The 11,763-nt window shown below is 69.8% G+C and carries 12 protein-coding genes; 3 read left to right on the forward strand and 9 right to left on the reverse strand.

Annotated features, from left to right (window positions below):
* A partial coding sequence (locus P409_RS13630; RefSeq protein WP_430515637.1) for a pseudouridine-5'-phosphate glycosidase occupies positions 1-912 on the forward strand: 912 nt, incomplete at its 5' end.
* A gap of 142 nt (positions 913-1,054) precedes the next feature.
* On the opposite strand, the gene P409_RS13635 is transcribed toward P409_RS13630, so the two are convergent.
* From P409_RS13635 to P409_RS13675, 9 genes are all read right to left on the reverse strand, one after another.
* Positions 1,055-2,128: a lipid A deacylase LpxR family protein gene (locus P409_RS13635; RefSeq protein ID WP_081991488.1), complete on the reverse strand. Its 1,074-nt coding sequence runs from the start codon at positions 2,126-2,128 to the stop codon at positions 1,055-1,057.
* Between the two features lie 127 nt (positions 2,129-2,255).
* A complete protein-coding gene (locus tag P409_RS13640) occupies positions 2,256-2,855 on the reverse strand; it encodes a flavin reductase family protein (protein WP_034837265.1) in 600 nt (199 codons plus the stop codon).
* Between the two features lie 52 nt (positions 2,856-2,907).
* Positions 2,908-3,798 (reverse strand): EamA family transporter, encoded by an 891-nt coding sequence (locus tag P409_RS13645; RefSeq protein ID WP_034837269.1) that lies wholly within the window; start codon positions 3,796-3,798, stop codon positions 2,908-2,910.
* A gap of 108 nt (positions 3,799-3,906) precedes the next feature.
* On the reverse strand, positions 3,907-4,185 hold the full coding sequence (locus P409_RS13650; protein WP_152613371.1) for a hypothetical protein: 279 nt from the start codon (positions 4,183-4,185) through the stop codon (positions 3,907-3,909).
* 59 nt (positions 4,186-4,244) lie between these two features.
* Positions 4,245-4,754 (reverse strand): anthrone oxygenase family protein, encoded by a 510-nt coding sequence (locus tag P409_RS13655; protein WP_034837279.1) that lies wholly within the window; start codon positions 4,752-4,754, stop codon positions 4,245-4,247.
* 78 nt (positions 4,755-4,832) lie between these two features.
* Positions 4,833-5,300 carry a YybH family protein gene (locus P409_RS13660; protein WP_034837283.1) on the reverse strand — a complete coding sequence of 156 codons (468 nt, stop codon included), beginning with the start codon at positions 5,298-5,300 and terminating at the stop codon, positions 4,833-4,835.
* Between the two features lie 152 nt (positions 5,301-5,452).
* Positions 5,453-6,217 (reverse strand): 5'-methylthioadenosine/adenosylhomocysteine nucleosidase, encoded by a 765-nt coding sequence (locus P409_RS13665; protein WP_034837288.1) that lies wholly within the window; start codon positions 6,215-6,217, stop codon positions 5,453-5,455.
* Between the two features lie 69 nt (positions 6,218-6,286).
* Complete coding sequence (locus P409_RS13670; protein ID WP_202964661.1) at positions 6,287-7,681, reverse strand: amino acid permease; 1,395 nt, start codon at positions 7,679-7,681, stop codon at positions 6,287-6,289.
* Positions 7,682-7,918: 237 nt separating this feature from the next.
* Positions 7,919-8,893, reverse strand: coding sequence for a glycerophosphodiester phosphodiesterase family protein (locus P409_RS13675; protein ID WP_202964662.1), 975 nt, complete (start codon positions 8,891-8,893; stop codon positions 7,919-7,921).
* Between the two features lie 126 nt (positions 8,894-9,019).
* Between P409_RS13675 and P409_RS13680 the strand changes: the two genes are divergently transcribed.
* Entirely contained in the window at positions 9,020-11,491 is a 2,472-nt protein-coding gene (locus P409_RS13680; protein ID WP_034837294.1) for a ligase-associated DNA damage response DEXH box helicase, read from the forward strand.
* Positions 11,492-11,576: 85 nt separating this feature from the next.
* On the forward strand, positions 11,577-11,763 hold a 187-nt coding region (locus P409_RS13685; RefSeq protein WP_034837297.1), incomplete at its 3' end, for a hypothetical protein.

The following is an 11,763-nucleotide window of genomic DNA, read 5'->3' on the forward strand; positions in this document are numbered from 1 at the left end:
AACAGCCTGCTGTCGATCGCCCCCGAGGTCTCCGCCGCCCTGGTCGCCGGGCGCCCGGTGGTGGCGCTGGAGAGCACCATCATCTCGCACGGCATGCCCTATCCGCAGAACCTTGAGATGGCGCGCCGGGTCGAGGCGATCATCCGCGAGGAGGGCGCGGTGCCGGCGACCATCGCCGTGGCTGACGGCCGCATCCATGTCGGCCTGGACGACGCGCTGCTCGGGCGGCTGGCGACGGCGAAGGACGTGGCCAAGCTGTCGCGCCGGGATATGGGCGCGATCCTGGCCTCGGGCGGGCTGGGCGCCACCACCGTGGCGGCGACCATGATCGCGGCCCATCTCGCCGGCATCCGCGTCTTCGCCACCGGCGGCATCGGCGGCGTGCATCGCGGCGCCGAGACCAGCTTCGACATCTCCGCCGACCTGGAGGAGTTGGCGCGCACGCCGGTGGCGGTGGTCTGCGCCGGCGCCAAATCGATCCTCGACCTGCCGAAGACGCTGGAATATCTGGAGACCCGCGGCGTGCCGGTGATCGGCTACGGCACCGACACCCTGCCCGCCTTCTTCTGCCGGTCGAGCGGCTTGGCCCTGGCGCTGCGCCGCGACACGCCGGAGGAGGTCGCGGCCGTGCTGGCGGCCCAGGCGGCGCTGGGCTTCCCCGCCGGCGCGGTGATCGCCAATCCGATCCCGGAGACGCATGCCCTGCCGGAGGCGGAGATCGATGCCGCCATCGCCAGCGCCCTGGCCGATGCCGACCGCGAGGGCGTCGCCGGCAAGGCGGTGACGCCCTATCTGCTGGCCCGGATCGTCGCCCTGACCGAGGGCCGCAGCCTGACCGCCAACATCGCCCTGGTGGAGCACAACGCCCGGGTTGGCGCGCGGATCGCCAAGGGGCTGGCCGCACTCGGCTGAGCACCGCGACTGCCACTCACCTGTCTCCTCGGGCTTGACCCGAGGATCCAGGGGCTTCCCAGAGCGGCCCTCGGTGGCCCCTGGATTGCCGGGTCAAGCCCGGCAATGACAGGCAAGATAGAACCCCATACCGGCCAGAATCTCAGAACCGCCAGGACGCGGTGAACATTCCGTACTGGCTGAAATGGTCCTTCTGCTCCTCGAACTCCTGCGTCCGGTACACATGGGTGTAGGCGAGGCGAAGGTCGTAGATCTGCACCGCGAGGCCGATCTGCAAGTCGCCGACCAGCGGGTTCTTGGTGACGTGCGGGCTGTCCTCGAAGGTGTTGCCGTCGAGGAAGATGTTGCGGGCCACGACCCGGCCTTCGACGCTGGCGAAGAGATACCAGCTGAAGCCGCTGGTCGGGATGAAGAAGTCCGACCCCGGTATGCTGGGCCGGATCCGCGGCGGGCCGTAATCGGCCGGCAGGTCGAAGCCGAGCCGCGCCGTGGCGCCGACCGAAGCCTGGGTCAGCACGTTGCCCAGACTGGCGCCGACATAGGGCGACAGGTCGAAGCCGATGCCCAAAGGCGCGGCGGCGTAGAGGCTGCGCCAGGTGCGCTCGTAGCTGAGGATCACACCGGGCTCGTTGTGCAGCTGGTATTTCCAGCCGCGCGCCTTCTTCGAGCCGATGATGCTGTGCACGGTGTTCTGCACCTGCTCGCCGATCGCATAGGGGCCGACGACGCCGATCTGCAGCTCGAGCCGGTCGAGCCGATCGCCGGAATCCGCCAGCACTGCGGCGCTGCCGTAGAGCCAGGCGGCATAGGGCCGGTCGTTCGGATCCGGGTGGCGCAGCGAAATGTCCTTCGGCGTATACAGGCTCTGGCCGAAGGACAGAGTCGACCGGATCGGCGCGGCATCGGGGAACAGCGGGAAGGCCCGGGCGGCGTCGGCCAACCAGTCCGGCGTCCCGGTCTCCGAGCTCGTATAGGCGAAGCGAAAGCCGTTGGTATAGCCGCGGTCGGTGTTGGCAAAGACGTCGTTGTCGAGCTCGAAGCTGATGAAGGCCCCAGGGTCCTCATGCAGCGGCCGCGGCGCCTGCGGCGTCGAGGTGATCACCGCCGGCCGCCTCGGCTCGGCCGGCACGTCCTGCGCCATCCCACCGGCCGGAAACGACGCGACGCCGATCACGGCCGAAATCGAACACCACCAGATCCGGCTGCGTAGATCCATGCCGTTCCCCTCCCTCTCGACCCCGCCGCGTCACGGCAGGCGTCCCGGCAAACGGAACGACGCGACAGCGCGGTGAGTTCCCGGTAGCTGGCCAGGACAATAGCACGAATAGGACAGCGGGAGACGGTCAGCGTGGGCGCTGCATGCTGAACACGGTGTCGAGGACGCCGTACTCCATGTAGCCGAGCCGCGAGATCGCGCGCCGGGACGACAGGTCGATGCGCCCGTCGACGATCACCGAATCGTCGATATGGATCGACACCACCTCGCCGATCACGATGGCGCCGGGCACGGTCTCGCCGGCGGCCGTGGTCATCGGCACCGACTTGACCCAGCGGCACTCCAGCGCCGCGGCGGCGGCCGCGACCCGAGGAGGCTCCACCAGCCGCGACGGCGCCATCGCCAGCCCGGCCAGCTCCGGCTCGCTGACCTCCGGCCCGACCGTGGCCGAGGTCGCGTTCATCTGCTCGCGCAGGTCCCAGGTGACGAGGCTGGCCACGAATTCGCCGGTGGCCTCGGCGTTGCGCTGCGAATCCTTCGGCCCGCTGGGCGCGAACATCACCATCGGCGGGCGGTCGCACACCGCGTTGAAGAAGCTGTAGGGCGCCAGGTTGACCACACCCTCGGGGCTGAGCGTGCTGATCCAACCGATCGGCCGCGGCACCACCAGCGCCTTGAACGGGTCGTGCGGCAGGCCGTGGTTGCGCAGCCGGGGTTCGTAATCCATGGAGATCTCTGGGTTCCGGGGACCTGATAGAACGGGATTCCGCGGCCCTGCTTCAAGTCGCCTTGGACGCCGTGCGCAGGCGCAGCAGCCGGGCCACCGGCAGGGCCACGGTGGCGAGACCGAGCAGGATCAGCACCATGCCGAGCAGCCGGGCCGGGCCGAAATGCTCGCCCAGCACCAGGGCGGCCGAGCCGGCGCCGAAGATCGGCACCAGCAGGGAGAACGGCGCCACCGTCGCCGCCGGATACAGCTTCAGCAGATGGCCCCAGAGGCCGAAGCCGAGCAGCGTGGTCGGCACGGCGAGGTAGAGCACGGTGCCGATACCGGTCCAGCTGACCGAGGCCAGCGCCTGGCCGATCGCCGCCGGCCCCTCGATCGCGGCGGACAGGGCCAGCAGCGGCAGCGGCGGGATCAGGCTGAGCCAGACGATCATCGGCAGCATGTCGACCTTGCCGGCGCCGCGCAGCAGGACATTGCCGCAGGCCCAGCTGAGCGCCGCGGCCAGGGAGAGCGCCAGGCCGAGGGCGGTGACGTCGCCGCCCCCAGCGGTGGTCGCGATCACGGCGAGCCCGGCGAAGGCGACGGCCGCGCCGGTGATCTGGCGGCCGGTCGGCCGCTCGCGCAACGTCATCGCCGCCACCAGCATGGTGAAGAAGGCCTGGGACTGCAGCACGATCGAGGCCAGGCCGGGCGGCATGCCCACCTGCATGGCCGGGAACAGGAAGGCGAACTGACCGACGAACAGCGTCAGGCCGATCGCCAGCATGCGCGGCCACGGCACCTGCGGGCGCGGCAACAACACCGCCGGCAGGGCGGCCAGGATGAAGCGCAGTGCGGCCAGCAGCAGCGGCGGGAAGCTGCCGAGGCCGATGCGAATGACCACGAAGTTGAAGCCCCAGATGGCGGCCACCAGCAGGGCGAGGAGGATGTGGCGGGGTTTCATCGGCGCTCCGGTCGTTGCCCGACATCCTCGGGCCCGTCCGCGGGCTTGGCAAAGCCGGATCTCGTCCGATCCATGAGCCCGGGCGGGCCCTGCCATGCGCCCTGGCGGTCAGAACCCCATCTTCGACGCCACACCCCCGGCGCCCTGGAGGCGGATCCCGACGATCTCCGACTGCAGGACGACGGTCTCGCTGCCGTCATGGGTCAGGTGGACAAGGTCGCGCGCGGTCCGGACGTCGCGGGCCGGCAGCTCGTGCCCGCCGCGGGTCAACAGCACCAGCGACGCGCCGGCACCGGCGGACCGGAGCTTCTGGGCGTATTCCTCGATGATCGCTGCGTCCATGGCCTCCTCCGTGCCGGCCCGCGCTGGGCCGACGGTCTCAGCCATGATGTTGTCATCCGCAACGCGCCTGTCGAGCCGCATCTCACGAAACCCCACAGCCTTTTCTACCCCGCCACGCCGATGGCCAAGGCGACGAAGCCGACCGCAGCGAGGACCGCCCGGGCGGCGTGCGACCGCTCCCATCGATCACGATGGGCCGTCCAGCTCTCCTCGCCGTCATCCGCCGGTCTCTCGCGATGCAGCGGGTCTTGGGCGAAGAACCCGGTGCCTGCCCGCCCCATCGCCTGGTTCCGCAGCCAGTACCGATTCACCGGATGCGTCAGCAACCAGTAGACGGCATGCATCGCCGCCAGGGCGACCAGCGCTCCCGCCACCCACCAAAACCCGGTATCGCCGGCCGGGGTCATCACCAGCAGGACCAGGACGGCAAGGATGCTGGTGACCTCGCCGAAGCCACCCACCAAGGTGAAGCCGGGATAGTAGATCGGCTGCACGGCCAGATACGCGTCCCGGCCGAGGCGCATTTTTCCCGGCCACTCGAGCGCATGCGCCAGCGCCGGGGTCAGCGCCAGCACAACCAGACAAAGGCTCACCACCTGCAGGGTCTGGAGCATGCTCCGCCTCCACCGGCTTCCTGGCGGCACCGACCGTCGCCGGCGGTGCCGCCTCCGGAAGGAAACGGGCCCTCCCGGTCAGAAGTTCAGGTTGCGGATGATCTGCCAGTGCCCGGAGGCACCACGCTGCCACACCGTCAGATAGAGGCCCGATGAGGTCTGGCTCTTGCCCTGGGCGTCGACCTTGGTGGTGCCGCCATGGCCCCATTCATAGATCAGCCCGTCGCGGATGACCTGGATTCCGTCCTGCTGGATGGTGCCGCCGGTGATCTTGGTGCCGGGGGTCATGCGTTCCTTGAGGAAGGCCTCGATCGCCGCCCGGCCGGTGTAGGTCTTACCGTTGCCGAGGATGAACATGGCGTCGTCGGCGAAGGGCTCGGCCGCCTTCTGGACATCGCCCGCCTGCAGCGCCGGCACCCAGTCGGCATTGGCCTTGTCGATCTCCGGCCTGGCCGAGGCCAGATCCTCCTCCGGCGTGGCCGCCACTGCGGCCAAGGACAGCGACATGCCGAGCATGAAGGCGGCGAACGGAAGACGGATCGTCATCGGAGCTCCTCCTTGCAACGTGCCGGCCCGGATTCGGCGCCGGATCGTCCGAAGACTATAACCTACAAGGAGGTTAGGGCAGCTTAAAACGCGACAGTGCGACGGCCGGTCGACCGGCCGCCCGCCCATCCCGGATTGTCGGGAGCAGTCGGCTACAGCACCGTCGAGATGCGCCCGACGACGCGGGCGGCGATGCGGGCGGCGGCGTCGAGGAAGGCCGGGAAATCCATGTGGCTCTCGCTGCCGGCGAGGTCGCTGAGCGCCCGGACCACCACCGCGGGCACGCCGAAGCGCTCGGCCACCGCCGCCACCGCCGCGCCCTCCATCTCGATGGCGACGCCGCCGAATTCGCGGTGCAGCCGCTCCCGCTCCCGCGCGTCGTTGAGGAAGATGTCGCCGGTGAGGACGGTGCCGAAGATCAGCCGCGACCGGTGCGGCTCGCCACCGGTTGCGGCGGCACCGAATCCACCGATATCAAGGCCTTCGAGAGCATCCTTGATCTTCTCTCTGAGCATCGGATCCAGGGCGTAGCCGGTCTCCTCGGGGAATCCGGGCAGCGGCGGCACGCCGGGCTGATAGGGCTTCAGCCGGCCGTCGACCCGGGCACCATAGTCGTGCATCACCAGCCGGTCCGCCACCACCACGTCGCCGATGGCGAGGTCCGGGTCGAGGCCGCCGGCGACGCCGGAGAACAGCAGCGAGGCGCAGCCGAACTCCTGCAGCAGCAGGGTCGCGACCATGGCGGCATGGCTCTTGCCGATGCCGGCCTCGACCGCGACCAGGTCGCGGGTGCCCAGGCGCCCCAGGCGGAAGCGGCAGCCGGCGATCTCACGCTCGGTGCGCACCACCAGATCGTCATGCGCCGCCAGTTCCTGCGGGATCGCCGCCATCAGCCCGATCGGTCCGTCCGCGCGCATCGCTGTCCTCCGCTCTTGCCGCCGCCCCTTATGCGCCGGTCGGACGGCCGGCGCAAAGGGGTGCGACGGTCAGGACAGGCCGAGCGCGGGCCGGCGTCGGCCGCCGGTCAGCTGGTAGCCGGCGATCAGCAGCGCGAACCACACCGGCGCGACATAGAGCGCCACCCGGGTCGACGGGTCGAAGCCGAGGAACACGGCGACCAGCACCAGGAACGCCACCACCAGCCAGTTGGCGACCGGCGCGCCCGGCATGCGGAAGGCGACCGGCGCGGCCTGGCCCCGGGCCACGGCGCGGCGATAGCCGAGATGGGCGATCATGATGATGCCCCAGGTCCACAGGCTGCCGACCAGCGAGATGCTGGTGACCCAGACGAAGGCCTCCTCCGGCACCACATAGTTCAGGCCGACGCCGATCAGCATCACCGCGGCCGAGGCGGCGATGCCGGCCACCGGTACATGGTTGCGGCTGACCCGGGCGAAGGCGCGCGGCGCCTGGCCGGACCGGGCCAGGGTGAACAGCATGCGGCCGTTGCTGAACAGCCCGCTATTGCAGGACGAGGCGGCGGCGGTGATGACCACGAGGTTGATCACGTCGGCCGCCGCGCTGAGCCCGAGCTTGTCGAACACGAAGACGAAGGGGCTGGCATTCGGGTCCAGCTGGGTCCAGGGCAACAGCGACATGATCACCGCCAGCGCGCCCAGGTAGAAGATCAGGATGCGCCAGATGATGCCGTTGGTGGCGCGCGGCAGCACCTTCGCCGGATCCTCGGCCTCGCCGGCGGTGACGCCGATCAGCTCGACCCCCTGATAGGCGAACATCACCATCTGCAGCGCCAGCACGGCGCCGAGCACGCCGAAGGGCAGGAAGCCGCCATGCGACCAGAGGTTGGAGACGCCGGCCCCCTGCCCCAGGTCGCCGATGCCGAAGACGATCACGGCCAGGCCGCCCAGGATCAGGGCGACGATGGTCACGACCTTGATCAGCGCGAACCAGAATTCCAGCTCGCCGAACAGCCGCACCGCCACGATGTTGACCACGGTCAGCACCGCCAGTGTCGCCAGCGCCGGCATCCATTGCGGCACCTCCGGCAGCCAGTAATGGACATAGACGCCGACGGCGGTGATCTCGGCCATGCCGATCACCACCCACATGAACCAGTAGGACCAGCCGGTGGCGAAGCCGGCGAAGGGGCCGACGAACTCCTCGGCATAGGTGGCGAAGGACCCGGCCACCGGCTTGTGCAGCAAGAGCTCGCCCAGCGCCCGCATGATGAAGAAGATGGCGATGCCGCCGATGGCGTAGCTCAGCAGCAGCCCCGGCCCGGCCTTGGCGATCGCCTTTCCGGAGCCGAGGAACAGGCCGACGCCGATGGCGCCGCCGATCGCGATCATGTGGATGTGGCGGCTCTTCAGCCGGCGGGCGAGATCGCCGCCCTCCGCTCCGATGCCGGACGATTGGCTCATATGGCCCATCGCGCTTCCTCCTGATGTCCTTCTTCGGGCCTGAAGCCCGTCGGCCGGCATCTTAGGAGGGAAATAAAAAAACGCATCCGCGGAGACATATAATTTCATTTCGAATAATCAAGTGAAGCCAGAACAAAGATATGAAAGCATCTCCTAAAATTGTACCCAGATTTGTCGGACGAAACTGCAATATGGACGAAAATCGACCAGCAACCTAATCGGATTGTCTCGATCCATTCATCTCGGCTTGTTTCGCAGCCTCAATTCCGGCCCGAGTCTGTCGATCCGGTCTGTCTCGATCCCGCCTGCGTAGCCGTCGGCGACCAGGTCGGCGATCGACGCCGGATCGTCGATGCCTTCGGAGAAGCCGCCGCCCCACGGGCCGATCAGGAAGACCGGCGTGCCCGCCGCCTCCATCCGGGCGACGAAGCGGTGAGGCCAGCCCCACAGCCAGGGCGCGACATTCGACGGCACCAGCAGCACCGATCGCCGGCAGGATTCCGGCACATGGCCGGTCCACCCCAGGGCGGCATAGGTGACGAAGCAATCCTTGATCGACGCCCGGGACATCGAGCGGAAGTCGGGCAGCCGCTCGCGCAGCACCCCGATCGGCCTGTCGCCGCCATAGGCGGCCAGCAGGTCGCGGCGCTCCGCCGGCAGGGCCGCGAGATACCGGGCCAGCAGCTCCCCTTCCGCCGGGTCGTTGCTCTTGACGTTCAGCAGGAAGCGGTGGCCGGGAAAGGCCTCCAGCACCTGGTCCAGCGACGGCATCAGCCCAATGCCCTTGCCCCGGAACGGGAAGGTCCGGCCGCCATCCGCGGTATAGCCATGGCCGATGTCCAGCGCCTGCAGCCCGGCCAGGCTGTGCTCACGGGTGATGCCATGGCCGTCGGTGCGGCAATCGACCGTCCAGTCATGAAACACGGCGAAATGCCCATCCGTGGTCGGCTGGATGTCGAGCTCCACCGCATCGGCGCCGAGATCGAAAGCGGCGCGCATCGAGGCGATGGTGTTCTCGAGATAAGGATGCTCCGGCGGCAGCATCCGGGCGGCGGTGCAGGTGTCGCCGGCCAGCCCCGTGCGGTCGAAGCCCTGGGCCAGGCCGCGATGCGCCAGCAGCACCGGTGCCCCACCCGGCGCGCCATGCAGCCACGAGCTGTTGTTGATGAACACACCCGCGGCGAACACACCCAGGACGGCGAGAACAAACACTAAACGCTTGCGTGTTCGACGGGTCATGGGCTGATCTGTCCGGGTGACGGGGCGGGTGCAGGCTGGCCCCGGATCATGGCCGAAACGGCACGGTGCCGTGGCGGTTGGATGTCGAGGCGCAGGCCCATGACCGCATTGGCGGAAATCGCCGAACCGCTGCTGCCGCCGGCCTTCCAAGGCTGGTTTCGGCACAAGGGCTGGACGCCCCACCCGCACCAGCTGGAGATGCTGCAGGCGGCGCGCGACGGCACCCATGCCCTGCTGATCGCCCCGACCGGCGGCGGCAAGACCCTGGCCGGCTTCCTGCCGACGCTGACCGAGCTGGCGGAGCGGCCGCGCGAGGGGCTGCACACGCTCTACATCTCGCCGCTCAAGGCGCTGGCGGTCGATATCCACCGCAACCTGGAGCAGCCGATCGCCGAGATGCGGCTGCCGATCCGGGCCGAGACCCGCACCGGCGACACGCCGCAGGTCAAGCGGGAGCGCCAGCGCCGCCATGCGCCGCAGATCCTGATGACGACGCCGGAGAGCCTGGCGCTGCTGCTGTCCTATGGCGACGCCGACCGCATCTTCGGCAGCCTGCGCTGCGTCATCGTCGACGAGCTGCACGCCCTGGCCGGCACCAAGCGCGGCGACCTGCTGGCGCTCGGCCTCGCCCGCTTGGCCACCCTGGCGCCGGAGGCCCGCCGGGTCGGGCTATCAGCCACGGTGGCGCATCCCGACGCGCTGGTCGCCTGGCTGTCGCCGACCGGCCACGCCGACCCGGCCCTGGTGCGCACGGTGCGCGGGCCGCCCGGGATCAAGCCGATCGTCGAGATCATGGAGACCGAGAGCCGCCTGCCCTGGGCCGGCCATATGGGCACCTACGCGGCCCGGGACCTGTACGACCGCATCCGCAAGGCCGGCACCACCCTGCTCTTCGTCAACACCCGGGCGCAGGCGGAGCTGGTGTTCCAAGCGCTGTGGCGGATCAATGACGAGATCCTGCCGATCGCGCTGCACCACGGCAGCCTGGCGGCGGAGCAGCGCCGCAAGGTTGAGGCGGCGATGGCGCGGGGCGAGCTGCGCGCCGTGGTCGCCACCTCCTCGCTCGACCTCGGCATCGACTGGGCCGCGGTCGATCTGGTGATCCAGATCGGCGCGCCGAAGGGCGCCAGCCGGCTGCTGCAGCGCATCGGCCGGTCGAACCACCGCTTCGACGCGCCCTCGGTCGCGGTGCTGGTGCCCGCCAACCGCTTCGAGGTGCTGGAGTGCCGCGCCGCCTCCGACGCCATCGACGCGATGACGCTGGACGGTGATCCGCCCGCCCCCGGCACGCTCGATACGCTGGCGCAGCACCTACTGGGCTGCGCCTGCTCCGCCGCCCTCGACGCCCGCGCCATGTACGCCGAGGTGCGACGGGCCGCGCCCTATGCCGCCCTGACCCGCCGCGACTTCGACGACGTGCTCGACTTCGTCGCCCATGGCGGCTACGCGCTGCGCAGCTACGACCGCTTTCACCGGCTGAAGCAGGATGCCCAGGGCCGTTGGAAGGTGGCCAGCGCCGTGGTCGCCCGGCAGTACCGGATGAATGTCGGCACCATCGTCGAGGAGGAGATGCTGAAGGTCCGGCTGTCCGGCGGCTTCGGCAAGGTTCTCGGCGAGGTCGAGGAGTATTTCGCCCAGGGGCTGGTGCCGGGCGACACCTTCATGTTCGCGGGGCAGCTGCTGCGCTTCGAGGGCATTCGCGAGATGTCGGTGATCGCCAGCCGCGCCGCCAGCGGCGAGCCCAAGGTGCCGGCCTATGCCGGCGGCCGCATGCCGCTGACCACGCATCTGGCCGACCGGGTGCGGCGCCTCTTGTCCACCCCCGCCCATTGGGCCGGGCTGCCGGACGATGCGCGGGAATGGCTGGAGCTGCAGCGCGAGCGTTCCGGCCTGCCCGGCCCGGGCGAGCTGATGATCGAGACCTTCCCACGCGGCGGCCGGCACTACATGGTGGCCTACTGCTTCGAGGGCCGACAGGCGCACCAGACGCTGGGCATGCTGGTGACCAAACGGATGGAGCGCGCCGGCCTGGGGCCGATCGGTTTCGTCGCCACCGACTATGTGCTGGCGACCTGGAGCCTGGAGCCGGTGACCGACCCTGCCACCCTGTTCGACGAGGACATGCTGGGCGACGACCTGGAGGCCTGGATGAGCGACTCCAGCCTGCTGCGCCGCACCTTCCGCAACGTCGCGGTGATCGCCGGGTTGATCGAGCGGCGCACGCCCGGCGAGCGCAAGACCGGCCGTCAGGTCACGGTCAGCGCCGACCTGATCTACGACGTGCTGCGTCGCCACCAGCCCGACCATGTGCTGCTGCGCGCCACCCGGGCCGATGCGGCGCGCGGCCTGATCGATCTCGGCCGCGTCGCGCTGCTGCTGAAGCGCGCCCGGCGCAAGCTGACGCTGCGCGCGCTGGACCGGATCTCGCCTTTGGCCGTGCCGGTACTGCTGGAGATCGGCCGCGTCAGCATCGCCGACGGCGCCATCGACGCGATGCTGGAAGAGACCGCCGCCGAGATGATCGCCGAGGCCACGCCGAAGCGGGGCGAGAAAGGCCGGCGGCGGGCTTGAGGGATCCGGCGGTCACGACAAGTGCCCTGCCGCCCGCGGCGGGATTCGCTAGGATTGGTGAGTACCGCGGAATCGGGGAGGATCGATGGCGGAGGATGCGGACAGGCGGGACCGCCTGGCCAGGGCCAAGGCGGCGCTGGCGATCGACGCCACGCCGGCCAGCCGGGCGCGGATCGACTCGGGTTACGAGGCGCTGTGCGTCGACCTGGTCAGCGAATGGGTGCTCGGCGAACGGCGCTACGAAAGCCCCGGGCAGCAGGCCGAGGCCTGGA

This window comes from Inquilinus limosus MP06 (assembly GCF_000767795.1).
Lineage (GTDB): Bacteria > Pseudomonadota > Alphaproteobacteria > DSM-16000 > Inquilinaceae > Inquilinus > Inquilinus limosus_E.

Excerpts from the sequence above, each read along its gene's own strand:
- P409_RS13635 (WP_081991488.1), bottom strand. The coding sequence starts at position 2,128 with ATGGATCTACGCAGCCGGATCTGGTGGTGTTCGATTTCGGCCGTGATC.
- P409_RS13640 (WP_034837265.1), bottom strand. The coding sequence starts at position 2,855 with ATGGATTACGAACCCCGGCTGCGCAACCACGGCCTGCCGCACGACCCG.
- P409_RS13645 (WP_034837269.1), bottom strand. The coding sequence starts at position 3,798 with ATGAAACCCCGCCACATCCTCCTCGCCCTGCTGGTGGCCGCCATCTGG.
- P409_RS13650 (WP_152613371.1), bottom strand. The coding sequence starts at position 4,185 with ATGGCTGAGACCGTCGGCCCAGCGCGGGCCGGCACGGAGGAGGCCATG.
- P409_RS13655 (WP_034837279.1), bottom strand. The coding sequence starts at position 4,754 with ATGCTCCAGACCCTGCAGGTGGTGAGCCTTTGTCTGGTTGTGCTGGCG.
- P409_RS13660 (WP_034837283.1), bottom strand. The coding sequence starts at position 5,300 with ATGACGATCCGTCTTCCGTTCGCCGCCTTCATGCTCGGCATGTCGCTG.
- P409_RS13665 (WP_034837288.1), bottom strand. The coding sequence starts at position 6,217 with ATGCGCGCGGACGGACCGATCGGGCTGATGGCGGCGATCCCGCAGGAA.
- P409_RS13670 (WP_202964661.1), bottom strand. The coding sequence starts at position 7,681 with ATGAGCCAATCGTCCGGCATCGGAGCGGAGGGCGGCGATCTCGCCCGC.
- P409_RS13680 (WP_034837294.1), top strand. The coding sequence starts at position 9,020 with ATGACCGCATTGGCGGAAATCGCCGAACCGCTGCTGCCGCCGGCCTTC.